19 protein-coding genes are annotated in these 16705 nt (G+C 66.6%); 9 read left to right on the top strand and 10 right to left on the bottom strand.

Annotated elements, in window-relative coordinates; translation table 11 throughout:
- Positions 1–64 precede the first annotated feature (64 nt).
- The 3 genes from ACSQ24_RS07790 to ACSQ24_RS07780 form a co-directional block, all read right to left on the bottom strand.
- Entirely contained in the window at positions 65–1513 is a 1449-nt protein-coding gene (locus ACSQ24_RS07790; protein ID WP_436094137.1) for a YcjX family protein, read from the bottom strand.
- A 13-nt stretch (positions 1514–1526) separates the two neighbouring features.
- Positions 1527–2054 (bottom strand): SixA phosphatase family protein, encoded by a 528-nt coding sequence (locus ACSQ24_RS07785; RefSeq protein WP_436094136.1) that lies wholly within the window; start codon positions 2052–2054, stop codon positions 1527–1529.
- 239 nt (positions 2055–2293) lie between these two features.
- Positions 2294–2986 (bottom strand): TetR/AcrR family transcriptional regulator, encoded by a 693-nt coding sequence (locus tag ACSQ24_RS07780; protein WP_436094135.1) that lies wholly within the window; start codon positions 2984–2986, stop codon positions 2294–2296.
- Between the two features lie 101 nt (positions 2987–3087).
- On the opposite strand from ACSQ24_RS07780, the gene ACSQ24_RS07775 reads away from it, so the two are divergent.
- Positions 3088–4350, top strand: a complete 1263-nt coding sequence (locus ACSQ24_RS07775) for an ABA4-like family protein (protein ID WP_436094134.1) — start codon at positions 3088–3090, stop codon at positions 4348–4350.
- Positions 4351–4355: 5 nt separating this feature from the next.
- Here ACSQ24_RS07775 and ACSQ24_RS07770 read toward each other — a convergent pair whose 3' ends face one another.
- Positions 4356–4592, bottom strand: a complete 237-nt coding sequence (locus ACSQ24_RS07770; protein WP_436094133.1) for a helix-turn-helix domain-containing protein — start codon at positions 4590–4592, stop codon at positions 4356–4358.
- A gap of 10 nt (positions 4593–4602) precedes the next feature.
- Positions 4603–5169 carry a DUF2975 domain-containing protein gene (locus tag ACSQ24_RS07765; protein ID WP_436094132.1) on the bottom strand — a complete coding sequence of 189 codons (567 nt, stop codon included), beginning with the start codon at positions 5167–5169 and terminating at the stop codon, positions 4603–4605.
- Between the two features lie 79 nt (positions 5170–5248).
- Between ACSQ24_RS07765 and ACSQ24_RS07760 the strand changes: the two genes are divergently transcribed.
- Positions 5249–5881 (top strand): hypothetical protein, encoded by a 633-nt coding sequence (locus ACSQ24_RS07760; protein WP_436094131.1) that lies wholly within the window; start codon positions 5249–5251, stop codon positions 5879–5881.
- On the opposite strand, the gene ACSQ24_RS07755 is transcribed toward ACSQ24_RS07760, so the two are convergent.
- Positions 5856–6701: an AAA family ATPase gene (locus ACSQ24_RS07755; RefSeq protein WP_436094130.1), complete on the bottom strand. Its 846-nt coding sequence runs from the start codon at positions 6699–6701 to the stop codon at positions 5856–5858. The two genes, ACSQ24_RS07760 and ACSQ24_RS07755, sit on opposite strands and share 26 nt — an antisense overlap.
- A gap of 182 nt (positions 6702–6883) precedes the next feature.
- Between ACSQ24_RS07755 and ACSQ24_RS07750 the strand changes: the two genes are divergently transcribed.
- A complete protein-coding gene (locus tag ACSQ24_RS07750; protein WP_436094129.1) occupies positions 6884–8671 on the top strand; it encodes a cation:proton antiporter domain-containing protein in 1788 nt (595 codons plus the stop codon).
- Positions 8672–8905: 234 nt separating this feature from the next.
- On the opposite strand, the gene ACSQ24_RS07745 is transcribed toward ACSQ24_RS07750, so the two are convergent.
- The gene (locus tag ACSQ24_RS07745; RefSeq protein ID WP_436094128.1) at positions 8906–10003 is read right to left on the bottom strand and encodes a glycosyltransferase family 4 protein; all 1098 of its coding nucleotides are present in this window, start codon (positions 10001–10003) and stop codon (positions 8906–8908) included.
- Entirely contained in the window at positions 10003–10833 is an 831-nt protein-coding gene (locus ACSQ24_RS07740; RefSeq protein WP_436094127.1) for a UDP-2,3-diacylglucosamine diphosphatase, read from the bottom strand. The genes ACSQ24_RS07745 and ACSQ24_RS07740 overlap by 1 nt, the downstream gene beginning before the upstream one ends.
- 127 nt (positions 10834–10960) lie before the next feature.
- Here ACSQ24_RS07740 and ACSQ24_RS07735 point away from each other — a divergent pair, with 127 nt between their 5' ends.
- The 6 genes from ACSQ24_RS07735 (at position 10961) to ACSQ24_RS07710 (ending at position 15176) form a co-directional block, all read left to right on the top strand.
- A complete protein-coding gene (locus ACSQ24_RS07735; protein WP_436094126.1) occupies positions 10961–11740 on the top strand; it encodes an SDR family oxidoreductase in 780 nt (259 codons plus the stop codon).
- 180 nt (positions 11741–11920) lie between these two features.
- Complete coding sequence (locus ACSQ24_RS07730; protein ID WP_436094125.1) at positions 11921–12373, top strand: N-acetyltransferase family protein; 453 nt, start codon at positions 11921–11923, stop codon at positions 12371–12373.
- Positions 12374–12508: 135 nt separating this feature from the next.
- Complete coding sequence (locus tag ACSQ24_RS07725) at positions 12509–13438, top strand: DMT family transporter (protein ID WP_436094124.1); 930 nt, start codon at positions 12509–12511, stop codon at positions 13436–13438.
- A 120-nt stretch (positions 13439–13558) separates the two neighbouring features.
- Positions 13559–14179 carry a helix-turn-helix domain-containing protein gene (locus tag ACSQ24_RS07720; RefSeq protein ID WP_436094123.1) on the top strand — a complete coding sequence of 207 codons (621 nt, stop codon included), beginning with the start codon at positions 13559–13561 and terminating at the stop codon, positions 14177–14179.
- Between the two features lie 86 nt (positions 14180–14265).
- Positions 14266–14697, top strand: a complete 432-nt coding sequence (locus ACSQ24_RS07715) for an antitoxin Xre-like helix-turn-helix domain-containing protein (RefSeq protein WP_436094122.1) — start codon at positions 14266–14268, stop codon at positions 14695–14697.
- Positions 14694–15176 (top strand): RES family NAD+ phosphorylase, encoded by a 483-nt coding sequence (locus tag ACSQ24_RS07710; RefSeq protein WP_436094121.1) that lies wholly within the window; start codon positions 14694–14696, stop codon positions 15174–15176. The genes ACSQ24_RS07715 and ACSQ24_RS07710 overlap by 4 nt, the downstream gene beginning before the upstream one ends.
- Before the next feature lies 1 nt (position 15177).
- Here the strand turns inward: ACSQ24_RS07710 and ACSQ24_RS07705 are convergent, their stop codons facing one another.
- Positions 15178–16113 carry a c-type cytochrome gene (locus ACSQ24_RS07705; protein WP_436094120.1) on the bottom strand — a complete coding sequence of 312 codons (936 nt, stop codon included), beginning with the start codon at positions 16111–16113 and terminating at the stop codon, positions 15178–15180.
- A 155-nt stretch (positions 16114–16268) separates the two neighbouring features.
- Positions 16269–16700: a c-type cytochrome gene (locus ACSQ24_RS07700; RefSeq protein ID WP_436094119.1), complete on the bottom strand. Its 432-nt coding sequence runs from the start codon at positions 16698–16700 to the stop codon at positions 16269–16271.
- Between the last annotated feature and the right edge of the window lie 5 nt (positions 16701–16705).

Genomic DNA, 16705 nt, shown 5'->3' with positions numbered 1-16705 from the left:
GGGGGAGGGAGTGCGCCTGCACCCCGCATCGCAGTCAATCTTGGATCGCGACTGCTCATGCCCCTCACGCCAATTTGTCGCCGATCAGGAATTCGAGCGCCCGGTCGAGGCGGATTTGCGGCGGTGGCGCAAGGCGCCCGCCGGCATCGGGCTTGACCAGCGGCGGCCGGAAGCGCGGCGCCCGTACAAGCCAGCGCGGCGCATCCGGATCGAAGATCGCCTCGGGCCGCTCCGGCAGGTCGCCGGGAAAGATCGCAGCCTCCGTCTGGCCATCGAAGACCTCGCCGTCGACCACCTCGCCCGCCTCGGGCACGCCGGCAATGGCGGGCAGTTCCTCGCGGCCCTCGCGGATACGGACCTCGCGCGTGGCGCGGATGGCGGCGAAGGCCATCGCCTCGACCTTGGCGCCCGCCCCTTGCGCCCGCGCCGTGGCGCGCGCGACCAGATGCGACATCACCCCGGCGAGGCGGTCATGGCTGGTATGGTGGAGATGATCGGCCTTGGTCGCGGCGAACAGCACCCTCTCGATCCGCGGCGCGAACAGGCTTGACCGCAGGCTGTTGCGGCCGACGGCGAAGGCCGACAGCGCCTGGTCGAGCGCGGTTTCGAGATCGGCGAGCGCGGCAGGCCCGGCATCGAGCGCCGCCAGCGCGTCGACCAACACGATCTGCCGGTCGAGCCTCTGGAAATGCTCGCGAAAGAATGGCCCGACCACGACCCGCTTATAGGCCTCGAAACGCTCCGCCATCAGCCCGGCGAGCGTGCCGGCCTGCGGCTGCGCACCCGGACTTAAGTCGAGCGGCGCGAAGGTCAGGGCCGGCGAGCCTTCGAGATCGCCCGGCATCAGGAATCGGCCGGGCGGCGTCACCGCCACCGCTTCGGGATCGGCGCGCAAGGCGGCGAGATAGGCCTTGAAGGCGTCGCTCGCAGCTTCGGCCACCAATTCGTCCGCCGGCCCGGCCGGATCGCGCTGCTTCAGATCCTCGAGCCAGGGCGCGGCGATAGCGAGCCGATGGGTCTTGCGTGCGTCCGCGACCGCCTGGGCCGACCAGCCGGCATAATCCTGCCCGATCAGCGCGAGGTCGAGCAGCCACTCGCCGGGATAGTCGACGATATCGAGGGTCAGCGTCGCCGGGCCCTTGAACCAGCCGTACGCCCGCTCGTAGTCGATCTCGAGCCTGAGCTCCGAGATGCGGCGCGTCGAGTCCGGCCAGCGCCGGTCCGGCCCTGAGAGCGCGGCCCGATGCGCCTCGTAGGGAAAGCGCGGAATCTCGGGATCGGGCTGCGGCACCAGCCTGACCCGCGCGATACGTCCCTCCGCCGAAGCCTTCAGCACCGGCAGCTTGGCGCCTTCAACCAGGTTCTGGATCAGTGCGGTGGTGAAGACCGTTTTCCCTGAGCGCGACAGGCCGGTGACGCCGATGCGCAGGCGCGGCCGCGCCAGCCCGAGCAGGCTGTCGCCGAAAGCGAGCGCGGCATTGCGCGCCTCGTCGAGATAGGAGCCGGACGCCATCAGGCGATCCGCATCATTCGTCGGGGCCTTCGCCCAGCGAGGCCGGCGTGACAAAGCGATCGAGCCTGCCGTTTCGCGGCGCAAGATCGCGCCAGTCCTCGATCGAAAAATCGATCACGGCGAGCCCGCAGGTCGGGTATTTCTGCGCCATCCGCGCCGCCGCGTAGCGGTCACCATGCCCGGCGAGCTTGGCGGCGAGCTCCTCGAAGCCAGGATTATGGCCGATCATCAGCAACGTGCGGACTTCCGGTTCGGTCTCCTGAACGACGTTGAGCAGGCGTTCCGGCTTGGCCTCATAGATGCGCGGCTCGTAATGCGTCGGCGGCTTTTCCGGCAGCATCGGCTTGACCAGCTCCCAGGTCTCGGCGGTGCGCTTCGCCGGCGAGATCAGGACGAGGTCGGGCAGCAGCAGCTCCTCGGCGAGATAGCGGCCCATGACCGGAGCGGCCTCGCGCCCGCGCATGGCGAGCGGGCGGTCGCGGTCGGCGGTATTGGCAGGCCAGGCCGATTTGGCGTGGCGCAGGAGCATCAGGCGGCGCATGGCCGCCATCTAACCACGGCTGGCAGGATTTGCGAGTGGCTTGAGCCAGGACAATCAGGTGAAGGGCTGTCTGCAGCGATCGGAAGGCTCAAGCCCTCCCCCCGCTTGCGGTGGGGAGGGTTGGGTGGGGGGCAGTGCCGCTCGGCACTGAACTGGACGAATGGTCCAGCCCCGCTTTCCGGCCCCCCATCCCTAACCCTTCCCCACCGCAAGCGGGGGGAAGGGAATGTGCACTGCCCTCAAGCGGTTGCCTTAGCTGCGGACACGCGCACTGCAGCGAGCAGCATATCCATCAGCCGGCCCGAATAAAGCCCCAGCAGGCGCTCACGTCCGCCCGACTGCATTTCCAACGGCGCGAGCTGGCCGTCGATCAGCATGGTCGAGAATCCGTGGGTGATCGACCAGACGAACAGGATCTCGGCGAGATCGGCATCGTCGGCATAGCTCGACGGCAGGCGCGTCAGCACCTCTTCCTCGTCGACGCGCCGCCCAAGCGCCAGCTTGGTTTCCCGGACCAGGATGCCGAAGGCCCGGACGGCGGCGCGGCGCAGATCCTCGTCGCCGCTTTTCAGGCCAAGGCGCCCGAAGACGACGCGGAAGCGGCCGGGCCGCGTCAGCGCGACCTCGAGATAGCCCTCGCAGATCGCTGCCAGCCGATCGCCGCCGGACGCCTCGGCTTTCGCGACAGCCGCCTCCATTTTCTGCGACAGGTCGTCGAAGCCGAGCGTTGCGATCGCCGTCAGCAGGCCGACGAGATTGCCGAAATGATGCGCCGGCGCGGCCGGCGAGACACCGGCCCGGCGGGCGCATTCGCGCAAGGTAAAGCCGCCGACGCCCTTCTCGGCCAGCACCGCCTCGGCTGCATCGATCATCGCCTGGCGCAGATCGCCGTGATGATACCCGCCTCGCTTGATCACGCCGCCTGCCGTCATCGCAACGCCCTGTCCACGCTCGTCAAAATCAAACTTGACGCCGTCAAGATATCGCAATAGGACGGCATCGCAACTGAACAGTGTCAAGATAGGAGTGCATGATGCCTCTCGGCTTGGACGACACCTTCACCCGGGCGGGCCAGCTGGCCATGCTCGGCTGGCTCGCGCTGATCCTGCTGCCGCGCTGGCGCGGCGTCTCGGCGGCTCTGGCCGGCTGGATCATCCCGGCTTTGCTCTCGCTCGGTTATGCGGTGCTGATCGCCATCCACTGGCATGATGCGAAGGGCGGTTTCTCCTCGCTCGATTCGGTTGCGGCGCTGTTCGCCTCGAAGCCGCTGCTGCTCGCCGGTTGGGTCCATTACCTCGCCTTCGACCTCTTCCTCGGCAACTGGCTCCTGCGCCGCTCTCAGGCAGAGGCGATTCCGCATTGGCTGATGCTGCCGGTGCTGCTGCTGACGTTCCTGTTCGGTCCGTTCGGCTTCATCACCTATCTCTTGCTGGAGGCCTGCTTCCGCCTGGCGCGCGAGGATCGCATCGCCAGGCTCCAGGCCCGCCTGCCGGCCTGGCTGCCTGATCTCGAGCTCGAGCCGCGCCTCACTGCCGCCGCCTTCGCCATGCTGGCCCTGGCGGTGCCGACTATCTTCGCCTGGCTGATCGATGTCAGGCAGTTCCAGGGCGTCGATACCTGGATCAAGCCGCTGAAATTCGAGATCTCGGTCGCCTTCTATTTGCTCACGCTAGCGCTGTTCCTGCCGCTCGCGAGTGACCGCTTCCGCGCCTCCTGGGCCGGGCGCTACATCGTCTGGCCGGTGATCGCGCCGATCGTGCTCGAAGTGCTCTACATCGCCTGGCGCGCCTCGCGGGTGGAAGCCTCGCACTACAACAGCGACAGCGCGCTCGGCGCGGGCCTCTACACGCTGATGGGCATCGGCGCGGTGATGTTCACGATCGCGCCCGGCTTCCTCGCCTATGGGCTCGCTCGCCGCGACGCCGCACAGATGCCCGAGGTCGTGCGCTGGTCGCTGGTCGTCGGCCTCGCCCTCACCTGCGTCTTCGGGCTGCTGAGTGGCGCGCTCCTCGGCTCGAGCCCCACCGGCCATTATGTCGGCACGCAACCGGCCCTGCATCCGACCATTCCGTTCTTCGGCTGGTCGCTGACGATCGGGGATCTGCGCATCGCGCACTTCCTTGGCCTCCACGCTTTGCAGATCATTCCGGCGATCGGCCTGCTGCTCTGGCTGGCGATGCGGCAGACCCGAGCGGGGCTCGTGGCGCTCGGTACGGTCTCCGCTGCCTACGCCGCCATCACCACGGCAGCGCTCGTCGCGGCGTTGCAGGCGCGCCCACTGCTTGGGCTTGGCTGATTCAGTTACGCATCGTCGCCGGGCGCAAGATCATCGGCTCCCGGCTCGTAGCGCAGCAGATCCCCGGGCTGGCAGTCGAGCACGGTGCAGATCCGGGTGAGCGTGTCGAAGCGCATGCCGCGGACCTTGCCGGACTTCAGCTGCGAGACCTGCTGCTCGGTCAGCCCGATGCGCTGGGCCAGCTCTTTCGAGCGCATCTTGCGGCGCGCCAGCATGACATCGAGTTCGACGATGATCGGCATCGCCCAACTCCTACACGAAACTCTGATTCTCGTCCGCGAGCCGGACCGCCTCCCTGAGCACGAGCCCGAAGGCGACCAGCGCAGCGCCAGCCGCCAGCGCGCCGAACATCCCCGGATCGAGCGTGATCGCCAGCTGCTTCTGGCCAGACGGGTTGTCGAAAGTCAGCGCCACGCTCTGCAGCCCGCGCGTGAACGGCGTCGCCACGCCCATCGCCGTCAAGAGCCAGCCTACCCGCGTCAGCCGCTGCGCGTTCTCTTCCTCCAGCACCTGGCCGCGGCCGAAGCGGCCGAACAAGCTGGCGAGCCGCAGCATCGCCGCGATGAAGAGCCCAGCAGGGACCAGGCCGATCGTGAGCGCGATCCAGTAGCCGCGCTCCGACAGCGGGCCAATTGGCGCGCTGACGCCGATCGTGCCGCGGGCATAGGTGGCAAGCTGCTCGGGATCACGCCAGAGCCAAACCACGCCGACAGCCATCAGCACTGCGGCCGCAAAGCAGAGGATGCGTGCGACCGCGCTCACGCGGCGCAACCGCGCCATGGCCGGCCAGCTTTGGTTCGAGCCTGCTGAGGATGCCATCTCATTTCACTCCGTGATTGACAAAATTAAACTAAGAAATGAATTTATAGATGTCAAAGCCATTTCACTGAGAGCCCCAATGCGCGTCTCCCTACCCACCAGTCTCCTGCTCTGCGGCCTGCTTGCCGGCTGCGGCCATGTCCCGCTGGCCTCGCTGCCGAAACTGTCGAAGATCGACATCCGCACGACGGACCTCGCGCAGCTGCGCGGCGGCATCAGCCTGCCGGCCGACATTCGCCCGCTGCCCGGCGGCGTCACGATGACACTCGTCGCCCTGCTGAAGGATGGTGGCCGCCACGAGCGCAAAGTTGTGCTTGAAGAGGTACGCGACGCGGTCGAGCTGGCGAAACTACCGGCGATGGCTGCCCCTGGACGTCGCTTCACACTGTTCAGGTTGAGCACGGCCGATGCGGCGCGCCTCGGCACCTTTCGCGAGGAGATGTTTGCCGGGCCGCAGAACAGCGGCAATCGCGGCAGCCTGGCGCTCGGCGCCGACAAGGCCTGCCGGCTCGGCGAGCTCTCGGGCAAGCCGATCGCGATGACCGGCTATCTCAGGACGTCGGAAACGCAGGACTATGTCCTGCTGATGCGCGACTTCGACCTCAAGGACGCCGTTCGCGAAATCGACCCCAAGGTCGACTTGGCCACGGCGATCCCGCCCTGCGACGCGATCCCGGCGGCGAAGGTCAGCGGCTCTCCCGCCGCACCATGAAGGCGAGCTTCTCGAACAGCGAGACGTCCTGCTCGTTCTTGAGCAGCGCGCCGTGCAGCGGCGGGATCAGCTTGCGCGGATCGCGCTCGCGCAACACCTCGGGGCCGATATCGTCGGCGACGAGGAGCTTCAGCCAGTCGAGCAGCTCGGAGGTCGAGGGCTTCTTCTTGATGCCGGGCACCTCGCGCACCTCGAAGAACAGGCGCAGCGCCTCCTCCATCAGCCGCTTCTTGATGCCGGGGAAATGGACCTCGACGATCCTCTGCATCGTCTCGGCGTCCGGGAAACGGATGTAGTGGAAGAAGCAGCGACGCAGGAAGGCGTCGGGCAATTCCTTCTCGTTGTTCGAGGTGATGATCATCACCGGCCGCCGCAAAGCCCTGATCGTCTCGCCGGTCTCGTAGACATGGAACTCCATGCGGTCGAGCTCGAGCAGGAGATCGTTCGGGAACTCGATGTCGGCCTTGTCGATCTCGTCGATCAGCAGCACCGGACGCACGGGCGAGACGAAGGCCTCCCAGAGCTTGCCGCGCTTGATGTAGTTGGCGATGTCGGAGACGCGGGCGTCGCCGAGCTGGCTGTCGCGCAGGCGGCTGACCGCGTCATATTCATAAAGGCCTTGTTGCGCCTTGGTGGTCGACTTGACGTGCCAGGTCAGCAGCGGCGCGCCGAGCGCAGCGGCGATCTCCTCCGCCAGCACGGTCTTGCCGGTGCCGGGCTCACCCTTGACCAAGAGCGGGCGCTCCAGCCGGATCGCCGCGTTGACCGCAACGGTCAGGTCCTCGGTAGCGACGTAAGAAGCGGTGCCGGTAAAGCGCATGCGGAGGCCCTTGACGTGGCGAGGTCGCGGCCAAGCTGCTGCCACGATTGGCACCGTGCTTAGAGGTCAGCCGGCGGCGGGGCAAGTTTTCGTCAGCCCGGCGCGTGATTTGGTTTGTGTTGCAAGGCTTTGCCAAGCAAAGCTTCGAGATCAGCAGCTTCGCTTGATTCTTCGAGGGTGACGTGGCCGGGACGATCGATCCTTCCGCCTATCGCGACGCCGTGGTCGTGCTCGCCACGGCCGGCGTGATCGTGCCCTTCGCCAAGCGTTTCCGCGTCAATTCGGTCGTCGCCTTCATGGCCTGTGGCGCTTTGCTCGGCCCCTATGGTCTCGGTGGCCTCGCCGCCAAGATTCCCTTCCTCGGCGCGATCACCGTCTCGAATGCGGAAGCGCTCGCCGGCCCGGCCGAGCTCGGCGTTGCCTTCCTGCTCTTCGTCATCGGGCTCGAGCTCTCTTATGAGCGCCTGATGACCATGCGCCGGCTGGTCTTCGGGCTCGGCCTCGGCCAGGTTGCGTTCTCGGCCACCGTGATCAGCGCCATCGCCTATGCCTTCGGGCAGCCGGCGGCCGCAGCCCTGCTGATCGGTACGGCGCTCGCGCTGTCCTCGACCGCGATGGTGGTCGAGCTGCTCTCGGCGCACCGTCGCATCACCTCCTCGGCCGGGCGCGCCAGCTTCGCCGTCCTGCTCTGCCAGGACCTCGCAGTGATTCCCCTGCTCTTCCTGGTCAGCGTGCTCGGCGCACAGAACGGCGGCTCGCTGATCGCCGGCCTAACCCAGGCGCTGCTGCAGGCGGTCGCGGCGGTCGCCGCCATCGTCGTCATCGGCCGCCTCGCCATGCGCCCGCTCTTTCGCCTAGTCGCCTCGACCGATTCCTCCGAGAGCTTCATGGCGGCGACCCTCTTGGTCGCGCTCGGGACCGGGCTGATCGCAGCCGGGGCCGGGCTCTCCATGGGACTGGGGGCCTTCATCGCCGGCCTGCTGCTGGCCGAGACAGAGTATCGCCGGGCCATCGAGGTCACGATCGAGCCGTTCAAGTCGTTGCTGATCGGCGTCTTCTTCCTGACCGTTGGCATGAGCGTGAACCCGGCCGCGCTGGCGGCTCAGCCGGTCGCGATCCTGAGCATCGCCGCCGGGCTCTTCCTCGCCAAGGTGGCGATCACCTTCCTGCTCGCCCGCTATTTCAAGCTGTCGCGGTCGACCGCGCTCGAAACCGCGATCATGATCGGTCCCGGCGGCGAGTTCGCCTTCGTGCTGCTCACAGCCTCCGTCGCCGCCAAGCTGGTCGACCAGAACGCTGCGGCGCTCGTGCTCGCCGCGGTCTCGCTGACCATGATCTTCCTGCCGCTCGCCGCCCGCATGGCACGGACGCTGTCGGCCCGCTTCGTTCCGGTGGCGAATCTTCCAGCGGAGGCGAGCATCCTGCCGCCGGATGACCACACGTCGCGCGCCATCGTCGTCGGCCTCGGCCGCGTCGGCCGGCTGGTCGGCGAGATGCTCGAGCAGCACAAGGTTCCCTATATCACCATCGACGCCGACGCCGCCCTGATCGCGACTCAGCGCCGCGCCGGGCGGCCGGCCTTCTACGGCAACGCGACCAAGCCGGACTTCCTGCGGCTCTGCGGCCTCGAGGACGCGACTGCACTGATCGTCACCATCGACAACCAGCGCGCTGTCGACGAGACCGTGACGGCAGCGCGTGCATTGCGGCCGGATCTGGTCATCGTCGCTCGTGCCCGCGATGCCAAGCACGCCCGGCATCTCTACGAGATCGGTGTGAACGACGCCGTGCCGGAGACGATCGAGGCCAGCCTGCAATTATCGGAAGCGGCGCTGGTCGGCCTCGGCGTGCCGATGGGCCTTGTCATCGCCTCGGTGCATCAGCGCCGCGACGATTTCCGCAGCGAGCTCAAGCCGGCGAGCGCGCTGCAGCCAGCGCTTCCACGTCACGCCCGCTCGCGGCGGCTGTAACGTTTTCTTGTCGTCTTTCCGGGGCAGGCCGCAGGCCTGAGCCCGGAATCCATGAACACGACGTTTCTCGTCATTGCGAGGAGCGTAGCGACGAAGCAATCCAGGAAGACGAAGAGCTCTGCCGCTCCTGGATTGCTTCGCTTACGCTCGCAATGACGGAGGGATCCTTGGCGCCGTCGTGGTCATGGGCTCCGGGCTCGACGCTGCGCGTCACCCCAGAAAGACGGCGCGATCCTACGCGAATTCCTTCCGCTCGGCCGGCTCCAGGCGTACGGAGAGAGTCGTCGACGCAGGCGCCAGCTCGGCGCGCGCCGGCTTCCCTGCCGCCGCAGACTGCATCGCGCGGCGCATATGGCCGTAAAACTGCTCGGCACTGCTGTGCCAGCTATGACGCTGGGCGAGTTCAAGCCCGGCCTCGCGCGGCAGGCGCAGCGCCGCGAGTGCGGCACTGCGCAGATCCTCGTCGAGCACCGCGGCCTGGCTGCCGGCGAAGACGTCGCTCGGCCCCTGCACCGGGAAAGCGGCGACGGGCAGCCCGCTCGCCGCCGCCTCCAGCAGCACGATGCCGAACGTGTCGGTCAGGCTCGGAAAGACAAAGACGTCGGAGGAGGCATAGATCGCAGCCAGCTCCTCACCCTCGCGCGCACCGAGGAAATGCGCATCCGGGAAGGCGCGCTTGAGGTCGGCGCGGGCCGGCCCGTCGCCGACCACGACCTTGCTGCCGGGCAGTCGCAGCGACAGGAAGGCTTCGAGGTTCTTCTCGACCGCGACCCGGCCGACGCTGAGGAAAACCGGCCGCGGCAGGTCGAGCACGCTCTCGGGCCGTGGATGGAACAAGGAGAGGTCGACGCCCCGCCCCCAGCGCAGGATGTGCTCGAAACCATTCGCACGCAGCTCCGCTTCGACGGTCGCTGTCGAGACCATCACCCCGGCGGCCGGTCCATGGAAGCGGCGCAGGAAACGATAGCTCCAGCTCTCGGGAATCGGCCAGCGCGCCGCGACATATTGCGGGAAGCGGGTGTGATAGCTCGTGGTGAAGGTCCGTTTCTGGGCAAGGCAGACCGCCCGCGTCAGCCAGCCGATCGGCCCTTCGGTCGCGATATGGATATGGTCCGGAGCGAACTCGGCGATACGCCGGGCGACATGCCGGCGCGTCGCCAGCGCGATGCGGATGTCGGGATAGGACGGCAGACCGACCTGCCAGAAGCCTTCCGGCGTCAGCATATGCGGGGTGACGCCGAACTCCGGCGCCGCCTCGACCATCCGCTCCAGCGAGCGCACCACGCCGTTGATCTGCGGGCGCCAGGCGTCCGTCGCGATCAGGACGCGCATCACGCCGCCTCGACGAGGCTCGGCACAGGGGCGGGACGCGTCGTCGGCGCCGGCAATGCAGGCTTCTCGCCCTTCTGCCGGTGCTGCGGCCAGCGGATAATCTCGAAGCGGCCATCGTCGTGCTCGACCACCGCCGTGCAGCTTTCGACCCAGTCACCGGTGTTGATGTAGGTCAGCCCGCCGATCTCGCGCTGGGCGGCGTGATGGATGTGCCCGCAGATCACGCCGTCGGCCTTGTGCCGGCGCGCCTCATCGGCGAGGCACTGCTCGAACTCGCCGATATAGTTCACCGCGTTCTTGACCTTGTGCTTGGCCCAGGCCGAGAGCGACCAGTGCGGCAACCGCAAGACACGGCGCACCCGGTTGATGCCGTGGTTGAGCACCAGCGCGACCGTGTAGGCCCAGTCGCCTAGGAGGGCGAGCCATTTGGCGTTGCGCACCACGAGGTCGAACAGGTCGCCATGGATCACCAGCATGCGCTTGCCGTCGGCGGTCTCGTGGACGATGTCGTCGACCAGCGTGATGCCGCCGAATTGCAGGCCTGTGTAGTCGCGCAGGAAGTCGTCGTGGTTGCCGGTGACGTAGATCAGCGTCGAGCCCTTGCGCACCTTGCGCAGCAGCTTCTGGACGACGTCGTTGTGCGATTGCGGGAAGTACCAGCCGCTCTTCAGCCGCCAGCCGTCGATGATGTCGCCGACCAGGTAGATTTTCGGCGCGTCATAGGCGCGCAGGAATTCCAGCACGAGGTCCGCTTGCGCTCCGCGCGTGCCCAGATGAAGGTCGGAGATGAAGATGCTGCGAACCTGTTTGGCGTCGCTGTCGTCGCTCATAGCAGCCGACCCGTCCTGTTACGATGCCTCCGGCGTGTGTCTGATTTGCACTACGCTTTGATGACGCGGCGGGAAAACCGTGCTTTGCCTGCGCTCACGAAAGCGAAGCTTGTTGAGGAGACGACGGATGGACCTTGGAATTGCAGGCCGCACGGCCATCGTTTGCGCTTCGAGCAAGGGGCTGGGTCGGGGCTGCGCGCAGGCGCTGGCGGAGGCCGGCTGCACGGTTATCGTCAACGGCCGCGACGCCAAGACGCTCGAGGAGACCGCAAGCGCGATTCGCGCCAGCACCGGCGCCACCGTGGTTGCCGTCGTCGCCGACGTCTCGACCAAAGCCGGCCAGGACGCGCTCCTCGCCGCGGCGCCCAGCCCCGACATCCTCGTCAACAACAATGGCGGCCCGCCGCCCAAGCCCTTCCGCGAGGTGACGCGCGAGGCGCTGCTCGAAGGCGTCGCGCAGAACATGGCGACTCCGCTCGAGCTGGTGCAGCGTGTCGTCGACGGCATGATCGAGCGGCGCTTCGGCCGCATCGTCAACATCACCTCGGCGAGCGTGCTGACCCCGCTGACCGGGCTCGACGTCTCGTCAGGTGCCCGCGCCGGCCTCACCGCCTTCCTCGCCGGCGTGGCGCGCGAGATCGCCCATGCCAACGTCACCATCAACAACATCCTGCCCGGCGTTTTCGCCACCGACCGGCTGACGACCTCGACCAAGCGCGTCGCGGCGATGAAGGGCATCTCCGAGGAGGAGGTGATGACACTGCGCCGCAACGAGATCCCGGCCGGCCGCTTCGGCGAGGCCGACGAATTCGGCAAGCTCTGCGCCTTCATTGCCAGCACCCATGCCGGCTACATCACCGGCCAGAACTTCCTGATCGACGGCGGCTCGTTCCGCACGAACTTCTGAAAACCGCCAACAGAGTTTGAGCCCTCATCCTGAGGAGGCCGCTCCGGCGGCCGTCTCGAAGGATGCTTCAGATGGCTCCGGAGTCTGCTGGAGCATCCTTCGAGACGCCATTCCTCGCGGAATGGCTCCTCAGGATGAGGGTCGAAGGACCTCTAACGTAACAAAGCCAACCCGAGCGCTATGACCATCGCCTATCGACGAGCTGTCCCCGAAGACACGCCAGCCTGCGTCATTCTGCGCGGCAGGACACGGGAGAACGCCTTCTCGGTCGAGCGGTTGGCCGCTGCGGGTGTCACGCTGGAAGGCTGGCGCGCCGCCATCGCCGATGGCAGCCTGCCGGGCCATGTCGCAACCTTTGGCGATGAGATCGTCGGCTATTGCTTCGGCGAGCGCGAGACCGGCGAGATCGTCGTGCTGGCGCTGCTGCCGGACTATGAAGGACAGGGCATCGGGAAGAGCCTGCTGGATCTGGTCGTCGACGAACTCCGGGCGCTCGGCTTCACCAGGCTGTTCCTTGGCTGCTCGTCCGATCCGACCGTACGCTCTTATGGCTTCTACCGGCACCTAGGCTGGACCTCGACCGGTACGTTCGACGACCGGGACGACGAGATCCTCGAATATCGACTCTCCTGATCGGCTGGTCGACGCCGCCTCCCGCACATCGCCGGTCCGATGTGCAAGATCGGTGCTTGGAACGGCTCCACGCTCATGGTCTAAGGAATGGAAGTCTTGCACAAGACTTCCATTCCTCGTGCCCGACCTTTTCCCTTGTCCCCGCTCCTCGGCATCAGCCTCAAGCTGCTTTCAGCCCTGTCGTTCACGCTGATGTCGGCCGGCATCAAGACGCTGGCCTCGCGCTATCCGACAGGCGAGCTCGTCTTCTTCCGCTCGTTCTTCGCGTTGATCCCGCTGATCATATGGCTGGCTTGGCGCCATGAATTCCCGGAAGCGCTCAAGACGAGCAATCTGCGCGGCCATCTCAAGCGTGGGGTCATCGGCTCGACCGGCATGTTCCTCGGCTTTGCCGCCCTGCATCTGCTGCCGCTCTCCGACGCGGTCGCGATCGGCTACGCCGCGCCGCTGATCGTCGTCGTGCTGGCGGCGCTGATCCTGAAGGAGCGCGTCCGCATCTACCGCTGGACCGCCGTTGCCGTAGGCTTCGTCGGCGTGTTGCTGATGCTTTCGCCGCATATGGGCGCGCAGGCCTTCGGACATGGCCTCTCGGGAGGGCCCGCCATCGGTGCGCTGCTCGCGCTTGCCGGCGCCTTCTGCTCGGCCTTCGCCTCGATCGAGGTCCGGCTCCTGACTCATACCGAGAAGACCGGCGCCATCGTCTTCTATTTCATGTCGCTGACCTCGCTGCTCGGCCTGCTGACGCTGGCGCTCGGCTGGACGGTGCCCGACCTGAAGGACTTCATCCTGCTCGTCACCATCGGCGTGCTCGGCGGCCTCGGCCAGATGCTGCTGGTCCAAGCCTATCGCTATGGCGACGCCTCGCTGATCGCCCCCTTCGAGTATTCGACGATGATCTGGGCGACGGCGCTCGGCTGGTTCGTCTTCGGCGAGTGGCCGCTCCTGGCCGTGCTCATCGGCTCGCTGATCGTGATCGCCTCGGGCATCTACGTCATCCTGCGCGAACAGCAACTCGGCTTGCTCAAGAAGGAGACTCGCGAAGCCGGCCCATCCCGCTCGGTCTGAGGCAGCCCGACTTGCCGCTTGGAGCGATCCGAGGCATTGTCCGCTAAGACAAACAATCGTTCTCTTTCCCAAACGGACAAATTCCTGAACGGGCAAGGCGCGACGGCAGGCAAGAGTGCAATGGGTATCGAAACCAGGGAACGTGGCGGCCGCGAAATTGAGTCGGGTGCACAGGTCATCTCCGGCCAGCTCGGCAAGACGATCCAGCGGTTGCGCAAGGCCTATAATCTCTCGCTCTCGGAGCTGGCCGAACAGTCCGGCGTCGCCAAGTCGATCATCAGCCAGATCGAGCGCAACGAGACCAATCCGACCCTGGCTACGATCTGGCGGCTGTCGCAGGCGCTCGACGTCTCGATCGAGCGCGTGCTCTCGACCAATGAGGAAGAGGCCTTCATCGAGAAGATCGCCCGATCGGATACGCCGATCCTGGTCTCGGAGGACGGCAAGCTGCGCCTCGCCATCATCGGCTGGATCAAAACCGTCGAATGGCTGCAATGGTACGAGGTCAGCGCCGAGCCCGGCGGCGAGCTCGATTCGGAAGGCCATCAGCGCGGCTCGATCGAATCGCTCTCGGTCAGCGCCGGCGAATTCGAAGTCGAGGTCGGCGGCATCACCCAGCGCGCCAAGGCCGGCGAGACCCTGCGCTATCGCTGCGACCGCCAGCACGTCGTCCGCTGCGTCAGCGGCCAGCCAGGCACGGCCCTGATGGTCTGCATCCTCAAGGCGGCAGTGATGGACTGAAGGCCGCCTCGCCTCTGTTGCAGCCCCGCTTGCGGGAAGCCTCAGTCGAGACTATATTTTGCCTCAGATGAAACGAGGCAAGATCGATGCTGACCTACGAGGCAATGGCTCGCGTACTTGGCCTGCCCGGTGATACTCTGGCAGCACGCACGCCCTTCGAACTGATTTCGACGATCGAGAGCGGACTTCCGGTGAGCGCGTTGGAGCGTATCTCCCGGCTGCTATCGCCCAACGATGCCCAGTTCAAGTTCCGCTTCGTCCCGAAGGCCACCTATGAGCGACGCAAGGCAGCGCATCGCCTATCTGCCGACGAAGGCACGCGCCTGGCGCGCGTCGCCGGCGTCTGGGGTCTGGCCCTCGATGTCTGGAAGACCGAAGAGGCCGCGCGAGACTTTATGTTCAGGTCGCACGCCATGCTCGACGACCGGCGTCCGATCGACGTCGTCATCCAGAACGAGATTGGCGCCGAATTGGTGCGCGACATTCTAGCTGGCCTGAAATACGGCAGCGCCGCGTGACGCCACAGCGTCTGGACCGGACGCTGACAGCCTATCGCATCGGCGATCCCGACGGCCTTTATCCGATCTTCGACGCAACCGGCTCCACCATTGCGCCCGGGCGCTGGAACACACCGGGCAGCCCGGTGATCTATACCAGCGAACATTACTCCACAGCCCTGCTGGAGAAGCTGGTGCGCGGCAGCGGCCAGTTGCCGCCCAACCAGCATTTCGTCCGGATCGGCATCCCCCGCGGCGTCAGCTACGAGATATTCTCAGCCCCCGCTCTGCCCGGCTGGGATACGATGCCCGCAACAGTCAGCAGGCCCTATGGCGAACTCTGGTGCCGGGAGCGCCGCAGCGCGGTCCTGCTGGTCCCGAGCGTCGTCGCGCGACTCGACAAAAACGTGCTGATCAATCCGGCTCATCCCGACTTCGCCCTGATTGAGGCGAGCCTACACGAGCCTGTGTTCTGGGATCGGCGCCTGTTTGGCGGATAACCTACCCGCCCGCCGCCTTCTGCGGCCGGGGCGGCCCCTGCACCGCCGGCAGCGACTTCAGGTATTCCGCCATCGCCAGCCGGTCGGCATCCGACAATTGCGCCATGTTGCGCACCACTGCCGCCATCAAGCCGCCGACGCTGTCGAAGCTCGGCGTAAAGCCGCTCTTGAGCAATTCGGCGATCTCGGATTTCGACCACTTCCCTAAGCCGTCCTCGGCCTGGGTGATGTTCGGCACCCAGCCCTTGCGCTCGGGATCGGGCCCGCCGGCAAAGCGCGTCGCCTGGACGATCGCGCCGAACTGGTTGCGGCTGGAATGGCATTCGGCGCAGTGGCCCGGCCCGTTCACCAGATAAGCGCCGCGATTCCACTCCTCGCTCTTGGCCGGATCGGCCTTGAACGGCGTCCCGTCAAAGAACAAGAGCTTCCAGCCGCCCACAGCGCGGCGGATGTTGTAAGGGAAGCCTAGCTCGTGCGCAGGCGCCCTGCCCTCGACCGAGGGCAACGTGCGGATATAGGCGAGGAGATCGGCGACCGCCTTTGGCGGCATCAGCCGGTATGAGGTGTAGGGGAAAGCCGGGTAATAGTGCTGACCTGAGGGTGAGACGCCGGCCGTCATCGCCTGGATGAAATCCGCCGTGCCCCAGTTGCCGATGCCGTCGCGCGTATGCGGCGAGATGTTCGGCACATGGAACTTGCCGAAGGGCGAGCCCAGCACCAGCCCGCCGCCGAGCCGGGTCTTGTCGTCCTGCCCCGGTGTGGCGTGGCAGGAGGCGCAGCCGCCGGCCGCGAACAGCAGCTTGCCGTTCTCGATGTCGGGCGCCGGCAGCGTGCCGACCGCCGGGCCCGGCGAGACCACGCGCGGATCGGTGAGGACAAAGAAGCCGGCAGTGCCAAGCGCGATGAAGACCAGAAGCGTGATCAGCAGGCGGCGCATCGGTTCCTCATTGAGTTGTCCCGGGCAAACAACGCTCGTATCGCGACAGGGTTCGCCCCGGATGACGCCGACACGAATGGAGCGGGCTCCACAAGGAAGCCCGCTCCTTCGATCAGGTCAAATCTGCAGGTCAAATCGGGGGCGTCAGGCCGCTATCACTTCTTGATGCGATAGGTCTCGTGGCAGCCGCCGCAATTCTTGGTGGCGTCGCCGAAGGCGGTGCGGAAGCCGGCGAGATCGGTCACCGCGGCGCCCTTGCCGGCATCGGCCTCGAACTTGGCGAAGGCGGCCTTGAAGCCGGCCTGGTCCTCCCAGATCTTCGGCGCCGCCGTGGTCTCGCCGCCGGTCTTGGCATTGTCCGGATAGAGGCCCGGCATCTTCTTGGCCGCATCGCCATAGGCCTTGAACACCGCCTGCGCCTTGGCGGCGTCGAACGGCGCCTCGCCCTTGGCCATCGCCGCGCCATCGCGCGTCGCAGCCCCGACGCCCTTCATCGTGTCGCGCCGTTCGGCGATCGGATTGGCCTGGGCCAGAACGGCGGAGACACCGACGGCAAGGCCGAGGGCGACGAAAGCAGAGCGAAGCATGCGCA

Origin of the sequence: Allobosea sp. LjRoot237, from assembly GCF_964253285.1 — a bacterium.
GTDB lineage: Bacteria > Pseudomonadota > Alphaproteobacteria > Rhizobiales > Beijerinckiaceae > Allobosea.
This window is presented reverse-complemented; position numbering and strand designations above follow the sequence as displayed.